The organism is Rodentibacter mrazii, assembly GCF_001998825.1.
Lineage (GTDB): Bacteria > Pseudomonadota > Gammaproteobacteria > Enterobacterales > Pasteurellaceae > Rodentibacter > Rodentibacter mrazii.
The window spans coordinates 1-21,143 of the sequence record NZ_MLHG01000042.1; the positions used below are offsets into that span (position 1 = coordinate 1).

Annotated in this window: 25 protein-coding genes; 8 read left to right on the plus strand and 17 right to left on the minus strand. The window is 40.8% G+C overall.

Annotated elements, in window-relative coordinates:
- The 14 genes from BKK47_RS06860 to lsrR all read right to left on the minus strand — a co-directional run.
- A partial coding sequence (locus tag BKK47_RS06860) for an ESPR-type extended signal peptide-containing protein (RefSeq protein WP_208603965.1) occupies nucleotides 1–2,429 on the minus strand: 2,429 nt, incomplete at its 3' end.
- Between the two features lie 342 nt (nucleotides 2,430–2,771).
- Entirely contained in the window at nucleotides 2,772–3,029 is a 258-nt protein-coding gene (gene rpsQ / locus BKK47_RS06865) for a 30S ribosomal protein S17 (protein ID WP_005625886.1), read from the minus strand.
- Nucleotides 3,029–3,220: a 50S ribosomal protein L29 gene (gene rpmC, locus BKK47_RS06870; RefSeq protein ID WP_018356233.1), complete on the minus strand. Its 192-nt coding sequence runs from the start codon at nucleotides 3,218–3,220 to the stop codon at nucleotides 3,029–3,031. The genes rpsQ and rpmC overlap by 1 nt, the downstream gene beginning before the upstream one ends.
- Nucleotides 3,220–3,630 carry a 50S ribosomal protein L16 gene (gene rplP / locus BKK47_RS06875; RefSeq protein ID WP_018356232.1) on the minus strand — a complete coding sequence of 137 codons (411 nt, stop codon included), beginning with the start codon at nucleotides 3,628–3,630 and terminating at the stop codon, nucleotides 3,220–3,222. Before rplP ends, rpmC begins: the two co-directional genes overlap by 1 nt.
- 13 nt (nucleotides 3,631–3,643) lie before the next feature.
- Nucleotides 3,644–4,351, minus strand: coding sequence for a 30S ribosomal protein S3 (gene rpsC / locus BKK47_RS06880; protein WP_077436058.1), 708 nt, complete (start codon nucleotides 4,349–4,351; stop codon nucleotides 3,644–3,646).
- Between the two features lie 17 nt (nucleotides 4,352–4,368).
- Nucleotides 4,369–4,701, minus strand: a complete 333-nt coding sequence (gene rplV / locus BKK47_RS06885) for a 50S ribosomal protein L22 (RefSeq protein ID WP_018356230.1) — start codon at nucleotides 4,699–4,701, stop codon at nucleotides 4,369–4,371.
- An 11-nt stretch (nucleotides 4,702–4,712) separates the two neighbouring features.
- A complete protein-coding gene (gene rpsS / locus BKK47_RS06890; RefSeq protein WP_005539416.1) occupies nucleotides 4,713–4,988 on the minus strand; it encodes a 30S ribosomal protein S19 in 276 nt (91 codons plus the stop codon).
- Between the two features lie 24 nt (nucleotides 4,989–5,012).
- On the minus strand, nucleotides 5,013–5,834 hold the full coding sequence (gene rplB, locus BKK47_RS06895) for a 50S ribosomal protein L2 (protein ID WP_018356229.1): 822 nt from the start codon (nucleotides 5,832–5,834) through the stop codon (nucleotides 5,013–5,015).
- Between the two features lie 17 nt (nucleotides 5,835–5,851).
- On the minus strand, nucleotides 5,852–6,151 hold the full coding sequence (gene rplW / locus BKK47_RS06900; RefSeq protein ID WP_018356228.1) for a 50S ribosomal protein L23: 300 nt from the start codon (nucleotides 6,149–6,151) through the stop codon (nucleotides 5,852–5,854).
- On the minus strand, nucleotides 6,148–6,750 hold the full coding sequence (gene rplD, locus BKK47_RS06905) for a 50S ribosomal protein L4 (protein WP_077436054.1): 603 nt from the start codon (nucleotides 6,748–6,750) through the stop codon (nucleotides 6,148–6,150). Before rplD ends, rplW begins: the two co-directional genes overlap by 4 nt.
- A gap of 15 nt (nucleotides 6,751–6,765) precedes the next feature.
- Complete coding sequence (gene rplC, locus BKK47_RS06910; RefSeq protein ID WP_018356226.1) at nucleotides 6,766–7,392, minus strand: 50S ribosomal protein L3; 627 nt, start codon at nucleotides 7,390–7,392, stop codon at nucleotides 6,766–6,768.
- A gap of 16 nt (nucleotides 7,393–7,408) precedes the next feature.
- Entirely contained in the window at nucleotides 7,409–7,720 is a 312-nt protein-coding gene (gene rpsJ / locus BKK47_RS06915) for a 30S ribosomal protein S10 (RefSeq protein ID WP_001181005.1), read from the minus strand.
- A 273-nt stretch (nucleotides 7,721–7,993) separates the two neighbouring features.
- Nucleotides 7,994–9,544, minus strand: coding sequence for an autoinducer-2 kinase (lsrK, locus tag BKK47_RS06920; protein WP_425271844.1), 1,551 nt, complete (start codon nucleotides 9,542–9,544; stop codon nucleotides 7,994–7,996).
- A 69-nt stretch (nucleotides 9,545–9,613) separates the two neighbouring features.
- Nucleotides 9,614–10,579, minus strand: a complete 966-nt coding sequence (lsrR, locus tag BKK47_RS06925; protein WP_077494141.1) for a transcriptional regulator LsrR — start codon at nucleotides 10,577–10,579, stop codon at nucleotides 9,614–9,616.
- 234 nt (nucleotides 10,580–10,813) lie between these two features.
- On the opposite strand from lsrR, the gene lsrA reads away from it, so the two are divergent.
- From lsrA to BKK47_RS06960, 7 genes are all read left to right on the plus strand, one after another.
- Nucleotides 10,814–12,325, plus strand: coding sequence for an autoinducer 2 ABC transporter ATP-binding protein LsrA (gene lsrA / locus BKK47_RS06930; protein ID WP_077494142.1), 1,512 nt, complete (start codon nucleotides 10,814–10,816; stop codon nucleotides 12,323–12,325).
- Nucleotides 12,326–12,335: 10 nt separating this feature from the next.
- Complete coding sequence (gene lsrC / locus BKK47_RS06935) at nucleotides 12,336–13,316, plus strand: autoinducer 2 ABC transporter permease LsrC (protein ID WP_077494143.1); 981 nt, start codon at nucleotides 12,336–12,338, stop codon at nucleotides 13,314–13,316.
- A gap of 43 nt (nucleotides 13,317–13,359) precedes the next feature.
- On the plus strand, nucleotides 13,360–14,364 hold the full coding sequence (gene lsrD, locus BKK47_RS06940; RefSeq protein ID WP_077494144.1) for an autoinducer 2 ABC transporter permease LsrD: 1,005 nt from the start codon (nucleotides 13,360–13,362) through the stop codon (nucleotides 14,362–14,364).
- 35 nt (nucleotides 14,365–14,399) lie between these two features.
- Entirely contained in the window at nucleotides 14,400–15,416 is a 1,017-nt protein-coding gene (gene lsrB, locus BKK47_RS06945; RefSeq protein WP_077494145.1) for an autoinducer 2 ABC transporter substrate-binding protein LsrB, read from the plus strand.
- Between the two features lie 15 nt (nucleotides 15,417–15,431).
- Nucleotides 15,432–16,316, plus strand: a complete 885-nt coding sequence (gene lsrF / locus BKK47_RS06950; protein WP_077494146.1) for a 3-hydroxy-5-phosphonooxypentane-2,4-dione thiolase — start codon at nucleotides 15,432–15,434, stop codon at nucleotides 16,314–16,316.
- 65 nt (nucleotides 16,317–16,381) lie between these two features.
- A complete protein-coding gene (lsrG, locus tag BKK47_RS06955) occupies nucleotides 16,382–16,687 on the plus strand; it encodes a (4S)-4-hydroxy-5-phosphonooxypentane-2,3-dione isomerase (RefSeq protein ID WP_077494147.1) in 306 nt (101 codons plus the stop codon).
- Nucleotides 16,684–17,376, plus strand: a complete 693-nt coding sequence (locus BKK47_RS06960) for a beta/alpha barrel domain-containing protein (RefSeq protein ID WP_077494148.1) — start codon at nucleotides 16,684–16,686, stop codon at nucleotides 17,374–17,376. Before lsrG ends, BKK47_RS06960 begins: the two co-directional genes overlap by 4 nt.
- 80 nt (nucleotides 17,377–17,456) lie before the next feature.
- Here BKK47_RS06960 and ftsX read toward each other — a convergent pair whose 3' ends face one another.
- Genes ftsX through ftsY form a run of 3 tightly spaced genes read right to left on the minus strand, consistent with a single transcriptional unit; the run spans nucleotide 17,457 to nucleotide 20,459 of the window.
- A complete protein-coding gene (gene ftsX / locus BKK47_RS06965) occupies nucleotides 17,457–18,389 on the minus strand; it encodes a permease-like cell division protein FtsX (RefSeq protein WP_077494149.1) in 933 nt (310 codons plus the stop codon).
- A 9-nt stretch (nucleotides 18,390–18,398) separates the two neighbouring features.
- Nucleotides 18,399–19,055 (minus strand): cell division ATP-binding protein FtsE, encoded by a 657-nt coding sequence (ftsE, locus tag BKK47_RS06970; protein WP_077494150.1) that lies wholly within the window; start codon nucleotides 19,053–19,055, stop codon nucleotides 18,399–18,401.
- Nucleotides 19,056–19,064: 9 nt separating this feature from the next.
- Nucleotides 19,065–20,459 (minus strand): signal recognition particle-docking protein FtsY, encoded by a 1,395-nt coding sequence (ftsY, locus tag BKK47_RS06975; RefSeq protein WP_077494151.1) that lies wholly within the window; start codon nucleotides 20,457–20,459, stop codon nucleotides 19,065–19,067.
- Nucleotides 20,460–20,556: 97 nt separating this feature from the next.
- Between ftsY and rsmD the strand changes: the two genes are divergently transcribed.
- Nucleotides 20,557–21,138: a 16S rRNA (guanine(966)-N(2))-methyltransferase RsmD gene (rsmD, locus tag BKK47_RS06980; RefSeq protein WP_077494152.1), complete on the plus strand. Its 582-nt coding sequence runs from the start codon at nucleotides 20,557–20,559 to the stop codon at nucleotides 21,136–21,138.
- Nucleotides 21,139–21,143 lie beyond the last annotated feature (5 nt).

A 21,143-nucleotide genomic window follows, 5' to 3' on the forward strand; every position in this document is an offset into this window, starting at 1 on the left:
GTACCATTACCGTCTACGATAGTAATGGTATGCGTACCGTTTGTTGCATCGGTCGTCACGTTTGCTTGTGCATCTTTACCTGCCGCACCCGTTGCGCCAGTTGCGCCTGTAGCACCGGTTGCGCCGTTTACAGCTTTCGCATCAAAGGTATAAGTTACATTACCATCAGCGCCAACAGTTTGATTAATCGTTAAGCCTTCACCTGCATTGAAATTAACCGTTTTTCCCGGTTTAATTAATGTATTTGTTGCAGTTGTTCCTGCTTTTAGATTACCGCCTGCATTCGTATGCCAACCTGAGTTATTTACAGCATTAAGCACATCACCGGCAGTTACTGCTTGGTTAAGATTAGTTGCATTATTAGTAACATTATCTCCTAAACCAATGGTACCATTGTCGTTTGCTTTAATTGGAGTATTATCCGTCACAACACGGAAACCACCACCACTACTTGTATTAATAAACTCTACTCGTGTTAAACCGGATGAGGTAACATCAAGAATTTGGCCTGAATTAATATCGGCAGCCCCTTCTTTATCATACTCAACCGTATCAGTACCCAAAATATTCGCAACCTGGAGTTTAAATCCAGAGTTTGAATTTCCGCCTGTTGAAGAAATCTTAATTGAGCCATCGGTATTATTCGTAAATTTAATATTATCACCGGCAACATAAGTTGGTGTCTTAATTGTTACAAGCGTTCTATTACCACTAGTAGCAGCAACAGTTACATTTGCCGAACCTGCTCCAACAAAATCTACACGGTCACCAAAATGAACATTATTTACCGGATTACCCGCGTGAGTGGAACTATTCCCAATCCCCCAAAATCCTTGGTTTACAGCAGTCACAACATCATTCACTGTCGCAACGCCTGTATTAGCATTAGGAATACTAGTATTTAAACTACCAGTTACTGTTACAGGTGAGAACTTACCCTGTTTTACATCAAAGGTAACGTTCGCATCCGCACCGTTATTTACCCCATCGACACGAGAAGTAGTGAGGTTACCGTTTACAAAACGGACATAGTGATCGTTATTGATACGAGCTTTTGATGTATTAGCATTATCATGAACATTAAAGCCCATATAATTTAATACATTGTAAAGCTGGGAGCCATTGATAGCATCGGTGGAATTAGCCGCTACACGTCCAGCACCCACATGCTGAATTTGACGTTCTAGGCCCGCTCTACCAACAGATACTACCGTTGTACCCTGTGCTTTAGAAACATTAGTAATCGCATTTGTAGCATAACCATATTCCAAACCAGTAACCGATTTAAACGTACCGCAATATTCTTGCGTTATAGTTTGTCCACTTGCATTTTTAAATGTAACATTCGTTGAAGATTGCTCATTATGAAACCCTTCACTTACAATTGATCCTGTTCCTAGAGCAACCGAAAGAGTTTCGTTATCTTGAACTTTCGCACCACGTCCCATAGCAACACTGCCGGCTGAGTAACCATGAGCACCGTGGCCAATAGAAACCGAACCCACACCTTCACTCTTAGTTTGAGTAACAATAGGTATATTCTGACCATTATCCAATGTACGAGTACTAGTGGTTAAATCTCCACCAGCAGACCAACCAATTGCAACCGACCCCGACTTAGAAGTAGTAGCCCCAGCCCCTTGAGCAATAGAATAAGGGCCTGTTGCATTAGAATAAGTACCGATTGCCATCGCATGACGTCCAGAAGACCAAGCACCATTACCCAATGCCATACCAGGTGCCGATTTACCATTTAGGTCTTGGCTTAATGACACAGCACCAGAACCGAATGCCAAACTATCCGGCATTGCATAAGAACTAGATCCAATAGCGGTTCCAAGTGGTAAAGCTGCGGCAAATGAGCCTATTGCTAAACCACCGGAACTATTCCCACCAACGACAACACTAGAATTATGATATTTACCTCTCCCCGGATCCTGGTCAGCTTGAACAGATTTCGCATTAGTACCAATTGCAATACCACGGCGAACTGTTGTGCAAGACATATTACCGATTGCAATACCTTCACTTTGTGTAGTATTAGCTTTAAATCCAAGCGCAATAGAAGAATCAGCAAGCGCTTTTGTCTGAGCACCTAGTGCGGTTGCAAAATTACCCGATGTTGTCGCTTCATTACCAATTGCAACATCTTGAGTATTTGGTGCTTTTGCTCCCCAACCAATAGCAATAGCACTCGAACCACCGGCTGGAGCATTATTAGGATTATAAGAAAAACCATCACCAATAGAGACCGCTGCTAATGCGGAGCCACCAATTACCGTCGCCCCTGCAGTGATAAGCGAAACGGCAAAAACTGAAATTTTCTTTTCTGTTTTCGATTTAGTTTTTCCTTTTGCTTTCGTTAATTCGGACACAGCGACCCAAGATTGGGTTGCATGATTCCAAATTACTCTAAATATCTTATTCATTTAAGTTGTCCTTGTTTTTTATTATTCATTTTAGGTAGTCTAAACAAATAGAACCTATTCCCATCCCAAACAACAGGATGAAAACCTCGCCGATTTTACGGAGAGCTATAACTCATAACAAACAACTTTGCCTATATTTACATAAGCTTACAAAAGGTTAAGGTTCAATATTGGCATTGCTAAAATTTAGGCAAATTATAAAAACAAACAAAAAAATGACCGCTCTTTTTAAAAAGAAATAATAAAAATGAAAAGGAAATGAGGGAAAGAAATCGATAGGATACAGTAATTTAAAAAGCCAATGGCATTACACCATTGGCTTTTATTCTCTATGATTGTGAATTAAGCGATAACCGCTTTTTCAACAACACGAACTAATGTCCAAGACTTGGTTTTTGATAGAGGGCGGCACTCGCGAATCTCTACGGTATCACCAACTTTGGCTTCATTGTTTTCATCGTGTACGTGTAATTTTGTTGTACGACGGATAAATTTACCGTATAACGGATGCTTTACCTTACGTTCAATTGCAACAACGAAAGATTTTTCCATTTTGTCGCTAACAACTTTACCTTGTACGCTACGAATTTTATCAGTCATTACTCACCCGCCTTTTCGGTTAATACAGTTTTTACACGTGCAATATCACGACGCACTTGTTTAGCCTGATGGGTTTGTTGAAGCTGACCGGTGGCTGTTTGCATACGCAATTTGAATTGTTCACCTAGAAGGTTTAATAATTCAGCATTCAGCTCTTCAACACTTTTTGTACGTAAATCTTGAGCTTTCATTACATCACCGTCTTAGTTACGAAGGTAGTCTTAACCGGCAATTTTGCTGCTGCTAATGCAAAAGCATTTCTTGCCACTTCTTCAGACACACCATCCATTTCATAAAGCACTTTACCCGGTTGGATTAAGGCTACCCAGTATTCAACGTTACCTTTACCTTTACCCATACGGACTTCTAATGGTTTTTCAGTAATTGGTTTATCCGGGAATACTCGAATCCAGATTTTACCTTGACGTTTTACCGCACGAGACATCGCACGACGTGCCGCTTCGATTTGACGAGCGGTTAAACGACAACGACCAACAGCTTTTAAACCGTAAGTACCGAAGCTCACTTCAGTACCATTTGCGATGCCACGGTTGCGGCCTTTGTGAACTTTACGGAATTTTGTACGTTTTGGTTGCAACATTTAGCGTTTCTCCTTACTTACGACCTTTACCGCGCGGCGCTCTTTTAGGCTTGTCGGCAGGTTGTTGTTCTGATTGCGCAACGGCAGCCATTCCACCAAGAATTTCACCTTTGAAGATCCACACTTTTACGCCGATTACGCCGTAAGTTGTGTGTGCTTCTGCAGTGTTATAATCGATGTCTGCACGAAGAGTATGGAGAGGTACGCGACCTTCACGATACCATTCTGAACGTGCAATTTCTGCACCACCTAAACGACCGCTAACCTCAACTTTGATACCTTTCGCACCTAAACGCATTGCGCTTTGTACCGCACGTTTCATTGCACGACGGAACATTACACGACGTTCTAATTGAGAAGCGATGCTTTCTGCAACTAATTTCGCATCTAATTCAGGTTTTTTCACTTCAGCGATGTTAATTTGAGCCGGAACGCCAGCAATTTTAGAGACTGCGTTACGTAATTTTTCAACATCTTCGCCTTTTTTACCGATTACGATACCAGGACGAGCTGTGTGAATAGTTACACGAATACTTTTAGCTGGACGCTCAATAGTAATACGTGAAACTGAAGCATTTGCTAATTCTTTGTTTAAGAATTTGCGTACTTTGAAATCGCCTTCAAGATTGTCAGCGAAGTCTTGTGTATTCGCGAACCAAGTAGAGCTCCAAGGTTTAACAATACCTAGGCGAATACCATGTGGATGTACTTTTTGACCCATTGCTATTCTCCTACTGATTAACGATCTGACACAACCACAGTGATGTGGCTAGTACGTTTTAAAATACGATCTGCACGACCTTTAGCACGTGGCATAACACGCTTCATGCTAGGACCTTCATCTACGAAGATTTTAGCAACTTTAAGATCATCAATATCTGCACCATCATTGTGCTCTGCGTTTGCAATAGCTGATTCTAAAACTTTCTTCACTAAAGACGCAGCTTTTTTGTTAGTGAAAGTTAAGATTTCTAATGCTTGTGCAACTTTTTTACCACGAATTAAATCGGCAACTAAGCGAGCTTTCTGGGCAGAAGTGCGAGCGTAACGATGTTTTGCGATAGTTTCCATCTCTTTACCTCTTATTTCTTAGCTTTCTTATCTGCCGCGTGACCGCGGTATGTACGAGTCGGTGCAAATTCACCTAATTTATGACCGATCATTTCATCAGATACATAAACTGGAACGTGCTGACGACCATTATGGACTGCGATGGTCAATCCGATCATTGATGGAATGATCATTGAACGACGGGACCAAGTTTTGATTGGTTTTTTGTCCCCGCTTTCCACCGCCTTCTCTACCTTCTTCAACAAGTGTAGGTCAAGGAAAGGACCTTTCTTGAGAGAACGTGGCATGGCTAATCCTCTTAATTTAATTTATTATTTGCCACGACGACGTACGATATATTTATCAGTACGTTTGTTGTGACGAGTTTTCTTACCTTTGGTTTGAACGCCCCATGGAGTAACAGGGTGTTTACCAAAGTTACGGCCTTCACCACCACCGTGTGGGTGGTCAACTGGGTTCATTGCAGTACCACGAACTGTAGGACGAATACCTCTCCAGCGGTTAGCACCGGCTTTACCCAATACGCGAAGCATATGTTCTGAGTTACCAACTTCACCAATTGTCGCTACACATTCAGCCAATACTTTACGCATTTCGCCAGAACGTAAACGTAAAGTCACATAGTTTCCTTCACGTGCAATGATCTGTACATATGCACCGGCAGAACGAGCAATTTGACCGCCTTTACCCGGTTTTAATTCAACGTTATGTACTGTTGAACCAACTGGAATATTACGCATTGGTAATGCATTACCCACTTTAATTGGTGAGTTAATACCAGCTTGAATTTGATCGCCTACTGACAAGCCTTTCGGTGCTAGGATATAACGACGTTCACCATCTTTATAAAGCACTAAAGCAATGTTAGCAGAGCGGTTTGGATCATATTCTAAACGCTCAACAACCGCTGGGATATCTAACTTGTTACGTTTGAAATCGATTAAACGGTAGTGTTGTTTATGACCGCCACCAATGTGACGAGTTGTAATACGACCATAGTTGTTACGACCACCGGTTTTAGATTTAGTATCTAGTAATGGTGCGTAAGGTTTACCCTTGTGTAATTCAGGGTTCACGATTTTAACAACGTGACGACGACCAGCGGAGGTCGGCTTACATTTTACGATAGCCATTCTCTATTCTCCTCCGATTACTCTGCACTGTCCACGAAGTCCAAGTTTTGGCCTTCGGCTAAAGTTACATAAGCTTTTTTCCAGTCGCTGCGACGACCCATTTTAGTACCACGGCGTTTAGTTTTACCTTTAACAACCACAGTACGAACAGAATCTACTTTTACTTCAAATAATTGAGCAACTGCAGCAGCAATTTCAGCTTTGTTCGCATCTAAAGCAACTTTAAGTACAACAGTGTTAGATTTTTCAGCATTGTTGGTTGCTTTTTCAGAGATATGCGGTGCACGAAGCACGCTCAGCAAACGTTCTTGACTCATGCTAAGATCTCCTCAATTTGTTTCACAGCATCGACAGTAACAATCACTTTATCGAAAGCGATTAAGCTTACCGGATCGATACCTTGTACATCACGTACGTCAACTTTATATAAGTTACGTGCTGCTAAGAATAGATTTTCATCTAAACTCGCTGTGATAATTAACGCATCTTCAACTGCTAAATCTTTTAATTTTTGTACTAAAACTTTAGTTTTTGGTGCATCAATTTCAAATTTCTCAACAACCATTAAACGGTCTTGACGAACTAATTCAGAAAGAATGCTTTTAATTGCACCACGGTACATTTTCTTGTTCACTTTTTGGCTGTGATCTTGTGGTTTTGCCGCAAAGGTTGTACCACCGGAACGCCAAATTGGAGATTTAATATCACCAACACGAGCACGACCTGTACCTTTTTGACGCCAAGGTTTTTTACCTGAACCAGACACTTCAGCACGAGTTTTTTGCGCACGAGTACCTTGACGCGCACCTGCTGCATAAGCAACAACAACTTGGTGGATCAACGCTTCGTTAAACTCACGTCCGAAGGTAGTTTCAGAAACAGTGAGTGCATTTGCACCTACAACTTGTAATTCCATCTCTATCTCCTAGACTTATGCTTTAACTGCCGGCTTAACGATAACATCGCCATTGATAGCACCAGGTACAGAACCTTTTACTAATAGCAATTTACGCTCAGCATCTACACGAACAACTTCAAGTGATTGAACGGTTACACGCTCAGCACCTAAATGTCCTGCCATTTTTTTACCTTTAAACACACGACCCGGAGTTTGGTTTTGACCAATAGAACCAAGGACACGATGTGATAAAGAGTTACCGTGGGTAGCATCTTGAGTACGGAAATTCCAACGTTTAACACCACCTTGGAAACCTTTACCTTTAGAAGTACCGGTAACATCCACTTTTTTAACATCTGCAAAGATGTCAACATTGATTTCTTGACCTAAAGTGAATTCTTCACCTTCAGTACGGAATTCCCATAAACCGCGACCAGCTTCAACACCTGCTTTCACGAAATGACCTGCTTCAGGCTTAGTTACACGATTCGCTTTTTTAGAACCAGTAGTAACTTGAATTGCAGTATAGCCATCGTTTTCAAGAGTTTTAACTTGAGTTACGCGGTTGGCTTCGATTTCGATAACGGTAACTGGTACTGACACACCGTCTTCATTGAAGATACGGGTCATACCAACTTTACGACCGACTAAACCAATCATTGTAATAACCTCTTAATTAACCTAGGCTGATCTGCACGTCAACGCCGGCAGCCAAATCTAAACGCATTAATGCATCAACAGTTTTTTCTGTTGGCTCTACGATATCTACTAAACGTTTGTGCGTACGAATTTCGTATTGGTCACGAGCATCTTTGTTCACGTGTGGAGAGATCAACACGGTGAAACGTTCTTTACGAGTTGGTAAAGGAATCGGACCACGAACTTGCGCACCAGTACGTTTAGCTGTTTCTACGATCTCCGCAGTAGATTGGTCGATCAAACGGTGATCGAACGCTTTTAAGCGGATACGGATTCTTTGGTTCTGCATTAGACCAGAGCTCCAATAAAATTTAGCTAATAAAAAACTAACACCAATCACAATTCTAACTTCAAACATAGAAAAGGAGGTGCAAGTTACCTGTTATATAGTCTCCAAATCGGAAACATTGTTTAACACAACATATCGTTGCGCACGTTTAATAAATGATTACATTAAACGGCTCTCATATCGAAAGCCCGCAAATACTACATAAAACCGAAACAGATTGCAAGGTATTTATTCAAAAATATACAAAAAGTGAGGTTATTTTCTCATATATTTTTATAAACCCGGGGCTTTCCATAATGACGTTGTTAATCCGTTATCGACTAATTGTAATTGTTTCTTATAGATATCCTGCCAACGAGATTTATGGGCTTGATATAACCTGTGATTGTCGGCATTCGGTTGATGTTGACGCTCAAATTTCACCAGTTTTTTACCGGCTTCAGATAAGGAAGCATAGATACCTATCCCCACACCTGCTGCAATTGCACAACCTAATGCTGTTGCCTCTTTCACAACCGGAATATTAACCGTCAAACCTGTTACATCAGATAAAATTTGGCTCCATAATTTTCCTTTTGCGCCTCCACCGGCAAACACAATAGAGGTTAATCTTACACTGGAAAATTTTTGCACTTGTTCCAAATTACATGAAGACACTATCGCGGCATTTTCCTCTAATGCACGGAATAAAACCGCTTTATTACATTTATCAGGATCAATAGAAAGATTAATAAAAGAAGGCGCAGCGTGATACCAAGATTTGAAATGCATCGCATCAGAAAAGATAGGAATTACATCATAAGATCCAACCGGTACTTTTTCAGCCATTTGTTCTAAAAGTGCATACGCATCCGTCCCCAATCGTTCCGCCAGCCGCTTTTCTTCATCGCAAAAAGCATCTCGGAACCAACGCATAGTTAATCCGGTAAAAAAACTAATTGATTCGGCTTGAACTAAAGGTGAAATAACATGGGGATTAATACGAACATTCATTTCAGGATCCGTTACAGGATGTGGTAAATTCACCACCTGTTGCCAAAACGTCCCCCCGATAACTGCCGCCTGCTCTGGCTCAGTCACACCTAAACCAATACAGCCAAGTTGAACATCCCCCCCACCGACAATAACAGGCGTCCCCTGTGTTAATCCTGTTTGACGGGCTATTTCTGCCGTTACGCTACCTAGCAATGTCCCGGTTTCTTTTACCGGTGTTAATATATCCGATACAAGTCCTGCCATATCCACTAACTCTGCCGACCACTGACGAGTTTTTAAATCCAACATCCCTGTCGTACCGGCGTTGGAAGGTTCAACTGCCAACTCCCCACTCAGCATAAATGCCAACCAATCACTAATCATTGAAATCGCTTTCGTTTTACGATAAATATCAGGTCGATGGTGAGCGAGCCATAATAAACGAGGCACAGCACTTAATGCCAAAGTTTGACCGGAAATAGAATATAAATATGATTCAAATGTATTGTTATAAAGCGTCTTTAACTCTTTGACTTCTTCTACCGCACGCGCATCTACATTGCCACATGCCCAAATCGGTTGTTTTTGCTCATCATAAAGCACGATACCTTCACGCATTGAACAAGTAGAAATCGCCGCAATCTGTCCGGCTTGAATTTGCGATTGTTGCAAAGCCTGACGAATACATTCACAAGTTAATTGCCAATTATTTTTTAAATCAAATTCCATAGAACCGGGAATATTAGGATCCGACAAATGCGTCCATTCTCGTTGAGCGGCGGCAATCTGATTACCTTCTATATCAAAAATAACCGCTCTTACACTCCCCGTTCCGGCATCTAATGCCATTAAATAAATTGCTTGCTGTGTATTCATCATTTTCTCCTTTCAATTAAGAAGAAAATAAGCCCTTTATTGCTAAACCAACTGCGCTAACATCATTCGAGCCGTGTTTTCTTCTGTGACTAATGAATTAATATAATTTCCCTGCAATGCGCTTAAAATCGCCTCCACCTTATCTTCTCCGCCCGCAACACCAACGACATTAGAAATTTTCTTTAGATTTTCAAGCGGTACACTAATCAGTTCTTCATGTAATGGCATATCAGGCTGCAAACTTCCGTCTCTACGCATAAAATAGCCCAAAATATCCCCTACTGCGCCCTGGTTACGGATAATTTGCTGTTTTTCCTCCGTGATATAGCCTGAACGGAGCAATGTCGCTTGCCCCTTTTGGCGCGTTGCTCCTATACCAACAATTGCTGTATTGGCACTGCACGCGGCAAGCATCATGTCACGAACACAGGCTTCACGTTTAAATAACCTTGCCGCCTCAATGGAAGATGCACGTAAAGGAGCAGGAATAATGCTTACAGAACAGGAGCCGTCCAATTGCCCGATCCCTTTCATATAAGGTCCCACCCCACCTGATAAGGTGATCAATTTAATGTTATTGTGGGTAATAAACTCGCTTGCGTACTTTAATGTCTTCATAATCGTATCGCCGAAACCAATCGCTAAAACTTGATTTGGTTTCATTAATGACATCAACATCTGAGCGGCTCCAACGCCTAAACGCTCATTAATTTCATGCTGTTCTAATGCCGGTAAAATACGAATATACTTTAATTGAAAATGTTGTTGTAAGGCTTCTTCTATCTCAAAACAACCTGTAAAACGAGAGTTAATCTGTACCTTAATGATTCCTAATTGCCGGGCTTTTTCTAATAATCGGGAAACTTTTAAGCGAGGTAGCTTTAATTTTTCCCCAATCTCACTCTGCGTTAAATTATCGTGATAATAAAACCACGCCATTCTGGCAAGCAGCTCTTCTTCCGTCATGTTTTGGGAAAATTCACCGTTATCGTCTATTCGTTCATTCATATTTCATTCCTTCTTTGTCTGATATTATTCATTTGTTTAAAAACTTTATCAATTGTTCTTTTCTTAATTTTTACAAAAACGTGAACAAGCTCACATTTCTTAAATACAAACCACAAAAGATCAAAAAATATTCAATTATGTGAGATTGATCACTGTTTTTTCTCATCTTTTCAGATAAAGTTGTGAACAAATGATTAATTTAAATTACATTTGTTAATTCAGCATGGTGAGATTATGTGTGATAAAACTCAAAAATGTCTTCTTTCAGCGCATAACATTGGCAAATCATTTTCCGGTGTTGAAGTCTTGAAAGAGATTAATTTTTCCCTTTTTGAAGGTGAAGTTCATGCGTTATTAGGAGGGAATGGCGCAGGAAAATCGACATTAATGAAAATTATCGCCGGCATTCACCCACAGGACTGCGGTGAGCTCATTATTCATGGTTCGCAACAAAACCGACTTTCCCCTCATAAAGCGCATCAACTAGGTATTTATTTAGTTCCCCAAGAACCTCTTTTATTTCCTAATTTAACGGTGAAGGAAAACATTTTATTTGGTTTATCCCGGGATGCAAAAACAACTGAAAAACTGACCGCACTTTTACAAGAACTAAACTCACACCTCAAACTTGATATGCAAGCAGGTTCTCTTGAAGTTGCCGATCAACAATTAGTGGAAATTATGCGAGGGCTTATGCGCGATGCCTCTATTCTTATTTTGGATGAGCCAACCGCGTCCCTCACGCCAATTGAAACCGATAATTTATTTAAAAAAATTAATTCCTTACTAACAAAAGGCGTGGGTATCGTCTTTATTTCCCACAAGTTACCGGAAGTCTGGCAAATATCGCATAGAATCAGTGTTATGCGTGACGGCTATATTGCACTTAATGGAAAGATTGATGAAATCAATAAAGATGACGTGATCAAAGCAATTACACCAAAGGCCAAAAACTCACCACTTAGCGAAGCTCAAAAATTATGGCTTGAGCTTCCGGGGCACCAACGAGTAAAAACAACAGATCGCCCACTTCTACAAGTTCATCATTTGACCGGAGAAGGGTTTAAAAACATTTCCTTTGATATTTATCCCGGTGAAATTCTAGGTCTTGCCGGTGTAGTAGGTGCAGGAAGAACGGAATTAGCAGAAACCTTATATGGTTTACGTCAATCAAAGTGCGGTCAAATTCTGTTTGAAAATCAAGAAATCAATCCTCTCTCTATCAAAGAACGGCTCCATAAAGGGATTGTATATCTTCCCGAAGATCGTCAAGCCTCGGGCTTATACCTTGATTCATCACTCACTTGGAATGTATGTGCACTAACCTACAACGATACAGGGTTTTGGCTAAACACCTCAAAAGAAAGTGCGATCTTAGAACGTTACCATCGAGCAATCGGAATTAAATTTTCAGATGAACAGCAAGCAGTCAAGACACTTTCCGGTGGAAACCAACAAAAAGTACTTATCGCAAAATGTTTAGAGGCGAATCCTTCATTATTGATTGTTGATGAACCAACACGTGGGGTAGATATTGGCGCTAGAGCGGATATTTATCAATTAATCAAAAATATTGCAAAACAAAATGTTGCCGTTTTATTTATTTCCTCAGATTTAGAGGAAATAGAACAAATGTCTGATCGCGTATTGGTTATGCATGACGGACAAATCAGCGAATCATTATGCGGAGAACAAATTAACACTAACAACATTATGCAAATGGCATTTGGTAGCAATGGGCATTAAGGAGAAAAATATGTGGAAACTCATTCAAGATAATCGCGAATTGACCATCTTAATTGCTATCGGCTTGTTGTTTGCCCTATTAGGGTTTATTGGTGCCGGATTTCATTTGCAAACACTCACGATGATTTTTAATTCGGCTCAAATCGTGATTTTACTGGCAATTGGCGCAACTTTTGTCATTTTAACGCGAAATATTGATGTATCAGTCGGTTCCACAATGGGATTAAGTGCAGTTATTGTCGGGAGTCTGCTCAATGCCGGATTCGGACTTGCAAGTGCCTTTACCCTCACTTTACTTTGCGGTTTAACCGCCGGATTACTGAATGGCGTATTAGTTACGCTCTTACGAATCCCTGCTATTGTGGCAACCTTAGGAACATTAGGTTTATATAAAGGAATGATGTTATTGATCACAGGTGGGAAATGGATTGAAGGTTTACCGCAAGACCTAAAAACCTTATCGGCCCCGATTTTTCTAAATATCTCCGTTATTGGCTGGATATTAATTCTCATCATTCTAGCCACTTACTATTTCTTAACAAAATGCTCAACCGGACGGTATTTTTATGCTGTGGGAGACAATTTACAAGGTGCAATGCAACTTGGTGTACCGATTAATCGGGTCAGAATTATTGCCTTTGCGATAAATGGCTTAATGGCTGCCATCGCCGGTATTGTGTTCACGTCTCAAATCGGATTCGTGCCAAACTCAACCGGAAATGGGCTAGAGATGAAAGCGATAGCCGCTTGCGTATTGGGCGGAATTAGTTTGTTAGGTGGTGCCGGTAACTTAATCGGTGCGGTGCTTGGCGCCTATTTCCTCATTCAAATTGATTCTATATTGGTTCTTCTTAAAGTACCGGCTTACTGGAATAACTTCGTTGCGGGTATCGTGCTTTTAGCCGTCTTGGTCTTTGACGGTCGAATCCGAGTCATGATTGCTCACAATCTCAAATTACAACGCTATGCACGATTTTTAAAAGACAACTAGCCTCATTTGTTTATCAAAGTGCGGTCATTAAAGGAGAAAGATGATGTTAACGATAAAAAAACATGCTTGGGAATTGACATTGCTACTGCTATTAATACTTGAAATTCTGGGATTCGGTCTATTCAATCCCTTAATGCTTGATCTCAACGTACTCTTATATAGTACAAGTGATTTCATCTATATTGGAATGCTGGCACTTCCGTTAACAATGATTATTATCAGTGGGGGCATGGACATTTCTTTCGGTTCAACGGTTGGCTTATGCGCCATAACATTAGGCGTGTTATTTAAATTGGATATTCCGCTTAGCCTTGCTATCTCGGCAACCTTTGTTGTGGGGCTACTGTGTGGGGTCATTAATGCCGGGCTTATTCTTTATACAAAAGTTAATCCCTTGGTGATCACGCTAGGCACCATGTATCTTTTTGGTGGTGGCGCATTGCTCCTATCCGGTTTCGCTGGGGCAACCGGTTATGAAGGTATAGGTGGATTCCCTGAATCACTGTTAGAATTTGCCAATCAAACCTTATTAGGTATTCCCACTCCTATTCTTTACTTCATATTAATGACGTTTGTTTTCTGGCTACTTATGCACAAAACCAAAATTGGAAGAAGCATTTTTCTAATTGGTCAGAGTGAACGAACTTCTCGTTACAGTGCAGTTCCGATTCAAAAAACACTTTTTCTCATTTACGCATTTATCGGACTTGTTGCCGCTTTTGTCGCAGTGCTATTAGTGTCCTATTTTGGTTCCGCCCGTTCAGATTTAGGCAGCTCATTATTAATGCCGGTGCTGACCGCCGTTGTATTGGGTGGTGCCAATATTTATGGTGGCTCAGGCTCAATTATCGGTACCGCTATCGCTGCCCTATTAATCGGTTATTTACAACAAGGTTTACAAATGATCGGTATTCCAAATGAGATTTCAAGCGCCTTATCCGGTGCCTTACTGATTATCGTATTAATCGGCAAATCCGTTAGCTTGCACTACGGTGCAATAATGCAATGGCTACGCCGAAAGGCTAAACATCAAGCAGTCGTAGATTAGTCGTTAAACACTCAACCTTAAGAGGAGAACTTGTTATGAAAACTCGTATGAAAATGACCGCACTTTCCATATTGCTCGGTTTATCTGTGACGACTGCCGCACAAGCAGCTGATCGCATCGCCTTTATCCCCAAATTAGTCGGTGTCGGCTTCTTCACTAGCGGTGGGCAAGGTGCAACTGAAATGGGAAAAAACCTTGGGGTGGATGTTACCTATGACGGTCCTACGGAACCGAGTGTTTCCAATCAAGTACAATTAATTAATAACTTCGTCAATCAAGGCTATAAAGCCATTGTAGTTTCGGCGGTTTCACCTGATGGCTTATGCTCTACATTACAACGAGCGATGAAACGAGGTGTAAAAGTATTAACTTGGGATTCAGACACTAAACCGGAATGCCGTAGCCACTACATTAACCAAGGAACACCGGAACAATTAGGTTCTATGCTTGTTGAGATGGCATCAAGCCAAATAACCAAACCTAACGCTAAAGTTGCCTTCTTTTATTCCAGTCCAACGGTCACTGATCAGAATCAATGGGTAAAAGAAGCAAAAGTAAAAATCGCTAAAAATCATCCGAAATGGGAAATTGTCACCACTCAATTTGGTTACAACGATGCGATTAAATCACTTCAAACCGCAGAGGGTATTTTAAAAGCTTATCCGGACTTAGATGCCATTATTGCACCGGATGCCAATGCATTACCGGCCACCGCACAAGCTGCTGAAAACCTCAAAGTAAATCATGTTGCTATCGTTGGTTTTAGTACCCCTAACGTGATGCGACCTTATGTAAAACGAGGCACGGTTAAACAGTTTGGTCTTTGGGATGTCGTACAACAAGGCAAAATTTCCATTGCCGTAGCAAATGATTTGCTGAAAGGCAAGCCGCTTAATGTCGGTGATAAAGTAGAAGTTGAAAGTATTGGCACAATTGAAGTATCACCAAACAAAGTTCAAGGTTACGAATATGAAGCGAAAGGTAACGGCATTGTGCTATTACCACAACGTGTCGTTTTCACTAAAGACAATATTGATCAGTACAATTTCTAACTAAGGAGTATAACAATGGCAGATTTAGATGATATCCGAGATGGCAAAGATTTTGGGTTGGATACCCCACAAACTCACCAAGCTTTCTACTTAAAAGGATCGGGTGCGCTAGATTGGGGGATGCAATCCCGTTTAGCGAATATTTTTAATCCTCAAACCGGCAAAACAATTATGTTGGCTTTTGACCACGGCTATTTCCAAGGGCCAACAACCGGGCTTGAACGCATTGATTTAAGCATTGCACCGTTATTTGAATATACCGATGTTCTAATGTGTACACGGGGTATTTTACGCAGTATTGTTCCCCCTAGCGTACGTAAACCAATTGCTTTGCGTGCATCAGGTGCAAATTCAATTTTAACGGAACTCTCCAACGAAGCCGTTGCAGTATCCATTGAAGATGCCCTTCGATTAAATGTTTCCGCTATGGCGGCACAAGTTTATATCGGTTCTCAATATGAACATCAGTCTATTAAAAATATTATCCAACTTGTAGATCAGGGCACTCGTTATGGAATGCCTATTATGGCAGTAACCGGCGTAGGTAAAGATATGGCACGTGATCAACGTTATTTCTCCCTCTCAACCCGTATTGCTGCAGAAATGGGTGCACATATTATTAAAACCTATTATGTTGATAAAGGTTTTGAACGCATTACAGCCGGTTGTCCGGTGCCGATTGTCATTGCCGGCGGAAAAAAACTCCCGGAACATGAGGCCTTAGAAATGTGTTATAAAGCAATTGATCAAGGTGCATCTGGTGTAGATATGGGGCGTAATATTTTCCAATCTGACGCACCAATCGCTATGTTAAAAGCCGTTAATGCAATTGTCCATCGTGGAGAAAATGCTGAACAGGCATACCAATTATATCTACACGAAAAAAACAATCACCGTTAACCAATCAACATTCCTCCTTGCTATACAGGAGGAATGTTATTCCATATTAAAACTAAGGAGAAATTATGTTTGCTATGCTCGTTGAAATTAATATTAAAGAAGGTAAAGAACAAGAATTTCTTGATGTATTTAAACGCAACCACATCGGAACACGCCAAGAAAAAGGTAACCTACGCTTTGATGTTTTACGTGATCCGGACATTAGAACCCGTTTCTATGCTTATGAAGTTTATGAAGATGAACAAGCATTGGAGGAACACAGAAAAACGGTCCACTACCAACGCTGTGTAAAAGAACTTGAATCTTTAATGACAACGCATCGAAGCAAAAAAATCTTTGAATGGCTCTTTCCTGAGGAAATAAAATCATGACCACAGAAAAAGAGCGGTTAATTTCAGCGTTAAAATTACAGCCAATCAGCGTTGGAATATTAGCATCCGATTGGCTTGAATTTTCAAAAAATCTTAACGTATTAAGTCAAAATCAACTGAAACTCTTGCATTTTGATATTGCCGACGGTCAATTCTCTCCTTTTTTCACAGTAGGGAGCATGGCAATACAACAATTTCCTAAAACATTTATAAAAGATGTGCATTTAATGGTAAAAGATCAGTTTAGCATTGCCCAAAAATGTGTCACAGCTGGTGCGGATATCATTACCCTGCAAATTGAAAATACCATTGATCTTGAAGAGACTTTGCGATGGTTAAAAATGCAAAAAACGATATTGTGCGGCTTAGCTATTTGCCCTAACACGCCTTTAGAATCACTTTATCCCCATTTACCAAACGCTGATTTAATTCAAATTTTAACACTGGATCCAAGAACTGGAGAAAAAGCTAATCTTGATAAAATAGCCGCTCTCTTGATCCAATTATTTACTCATCTTAATGATTCACGACAGGAAAAATTGGTATCTGTTGATGGCGCAATGACATTGGAATTGGCTTTATATTTGAAAAAATATGAGATCAATTGGGTTGTATCCGGTAGTGCATTATTTTCATCGGATTCCTTTGAAAGTACAGTAATAGAATGGAAAAAAATGCTATCCCATTAATGCAAAAGTGCGGTTATTTTTCACCTTGTTTCAATATCAAAACACGATGGAATACAACCGCACTTTTCAAAATTCACACCTTAAACCCGGTTATCAATCAATGTAATATGTCTTTTGGCGGCAATCCACGCACCGATATAGCCCATGATTAAACAACTTGCCAAGAGAAAAATTAATTCTCCGACAGCTAAACCGTTTAGAGCAAACTGCACGGCGAAAATATCCGTCACATACTTCACCGCAGAGGTAAAGTAACCGATGATAAAACTACTAAAAACAGCGGCGACAAAACCACCCAGCACTGCATAAATCATTCCGGTGTAAAGGTAAGGACGAAGGATAAAATTATCCGTAGCGCCCAGCAATTTCATTACGTCAATGCTGGCTCGACTGCTATATACGTCGGAGCGAATACTGTTGCCAATCACTAAAAATACTGCAACGGTCATCAATACCGTACAGAAAATCGCCACATGTGCCACCAACCATGAAAGTGCGGTCAATTTTTCCATCCAATCATTATCTAAACGAACCTCTTGTACCCCTTTGATTTTATCGAGATTTGTGCGTAATGTTTCACGTTTTTCGGAGGTTTCAAAAGCTTTCGACGGTTTCACCATCACCACTGCCGGTAACGGATTGTCATCAAGAATTTCCAGCTCTTCACCAAAGCCCGACCAACTTTTAAATTCCTTCAGGCTTTCTTGACGAGAAACATAATTCAGGGAATCAATCCCTTCTTGTTGGCGAATTTTTTCCACCACTAAATTGGCATCTTCTTCACTTAAATTTTTGTGTAAATAAATGGTGAGTTCGCTTTCAGGATAAAATTGCGTAGTAGCTAAATGTAAATTTTTCCACATTAAATAGCTGACAGTAGGAATAGTGAGCGAAACGGCAATCACTAAAATAGTGAGCAAGGTACCGAATTTGCGTTGCCACAAATCCGCCCACACCGCGCGTAAGGTGTAAGCCGTTTGCACAAAAAAAGAAGCATCAGTTGATCGGCTCATGGTTTTTCCTTAATAACGTAAATAGCCTTGTTCAAGCACCAAACAAGGTTTTGGTTTTTGTTGGATTAAATTAATATCGTGGGTAGCAATTAACACCGTCATGCCTAAACGATTAAATTCTTCAAAAAGATTAAAAATGCCTAATGATAGCTCATCATCGAGATTTCCCGTTGGTTCATCCGCCAATAAAAGTTGCGGCTTATGCACAATCGCACGGGCAATATCAACCCGTTGTTGTTCCCCACCGGAAATTTGTGGCGGCAAATAATGCGCTTTATTACGCAGCCCTACGCGATCAAGAGACGCCATAGCACGTGAATGCGCATCTTTCGGGTGCATGCCGGCAATGATAAGCGGTAATGCGACATTTTCTACCACACTGCGATCCGTCAATAAACGATAATCTTGATGAACCATACCGATTTGGCGACGCAAAAAAGGAATTTCATATTTTGACAGACGAGTGATGTCGTGCCCGTTAAACCAAATTTGTCCCGCATTGGCTTTTTCCATACCCATAATCAGCTTAAGCAAGGTACTTTTCCCTGCGCCTGAATGCCCCACCAGATAGGTCATACTGCCTACCGGTAAATGAAAATTCAGTCCTTGCAATGCTGGTTGGGTTGCGCCGTGGTAGGCTTTTGAAACATTCGAGAACTTAATCACAGTTTTTCCTTATTCTTCATTTTCATATACGAACAACGCATCGATGAATTCTGTTGCGTTAAACTCACGTAAATCTTCAATTTTCTCACCCACACCAATATAACGAATCGGTAAATTAAACTGATCCGCAATAGCAAAAATCACCCCACCTTTTGCCGTACCATCTAATTTTGTGAGAGAAATACCGGTTAACCCAACAGCTTCATTAAACAATTTCGCTTGGCTAATCGCATTTTGACCGGTTCCCGCATCCAACGTGAGCATAATTTCATGTGGTGCGCTTTCATCATATTTTTTCATTACCCGAACGATTTTTTTCAGCTCGTCCATCAAATTATTTTTATTTTGTAGGCGTCCTGCCGTATCGGCAATCAGAATATCAATGTTGCGTGCCGCAGCAGATTGCATCGCATCAAAGATAACGGAAGCGGAATCCGCGCCCGTACTTTGTGCCACCACCGGAATATTATTTCGCTCTCCCCATACCTGCAACTGTTCCACCGCCGCCGCACGGAAGGTATCACCTGCCGCCAACATCACGGATTTTCCTTCCTCTTGGAATTTACGCGCGAGTTTACCAATCGTGGTGGTTTTCCCCACACCGTTCACCCCGACCATTAAAATCACATAAGGTTTTTTCGTGCTATCAATGACTAAAGGTTGAGCCACCGGTTCAAGAATTGCTGCCATTTCTACTTTTAACTGTTGATACAACAATTCGGCATCTTGCAATTGCTTACGGCTTGCGTGTTCGGTGAGGTTTTTAATGATTTTCGTGGTGGTCGGCACGCCAATATCCGCCATGAGAAGCTGCTCCTCCAACTCCTCAAACAATTCATCATCAATTTTTTTACCTAAGAAAAAACTGCGGAAACCGGCTCCGATATTCTGTTTAGTTTTGAGTAGCCCTTTCACTAAACGGCTAAAAAAACCGCCTTCGCTTGGTTTTTCACGGATTTCAGTTTGCACTTCCGCTTGTAGTTCAGGATGAAATTCTTGTTTAACTTCTTCGACAATATCGGCATCAATCTCTGCCCCTGCAACGCTGCGATTTTCTTCCACATTTTCTGGCTCAATGATCGTATCAGGCAAATTAAGTGCGGTTGAAATTTCCGAGTTTTTTTCTTCTATTTCTTCTTGTTCCACCTCATCTTTTTGAGCCTCTTCAGTTAAAACAGGGTCAAAATTGACCGCACTTTCTGCCTCATCTAACGGTTCTTTCACCTTTTCAACAGAAGGTTCGATAATTTCACTTTCAACAGAAGGTTCGATAATTTCACTTTCAACAGCCGTTTCCTCGATTTTTTCTTCTTCAATGATGGGGTCAATTTGCGTGCTTTCTTGTTTTTTATTACGCCCAAATAATGATGCCCAAAATCCGCCTTTTTTCTTTTCTTCTGCCATAAATTGTTCTCTTAACTGCTATCCGATAAAAATGTGGTTCATTCTAGCAAAAAATCGTCTAAACTAAGCACAATTTTCACTAAAAATCCGCTTCTTTATGAAAAAATCGCAAGGACAATCGCCAAAAGGCGAAGTTCGTATTATCGCCGGAGTTTGGCGTGGACGGAAATTACCTGTGTTAAATGCAGAGGGATTACGCCCCACCGGCGACCGTGTAAAAGAAACCTTATTCAATTGGTTAATGCCCTACATTCACAATGCAAAATGTTTAGACGGTTTTGCCGGTAGCGGTTCGTTGGGGATTGAGGCGCTTTCCCGTCAAGCCGAAAAAGTGACCTTTTTAGAAAAAGACAAAACCGTTGCCCATCAACTGAAAAAAAACCTGCAGACCTTGAAATGTACGGAGGAACAAGCTCAGGTACTGAATCAAAGTTGTTTGGATTTTTTAAAACAAGTGCCAAATCAACCGCACTTTGATGTGGTTTTTCTCGATCCGCCTTTCCATTTTGGCTTGGCAGAGCAAGTGATCCGATTGCTTGCTGAAAATAACTGGCTGCAGCCGAACGCCCTCATTTATGTGGAAACGGAAAAAGAAAACCACCTCAACACGCCTGAAAATTGGACATTATTAAAAGAAAAAACCACCGGAATGGTGAGTTATCGTTTATATCAAAATTGAGAAAA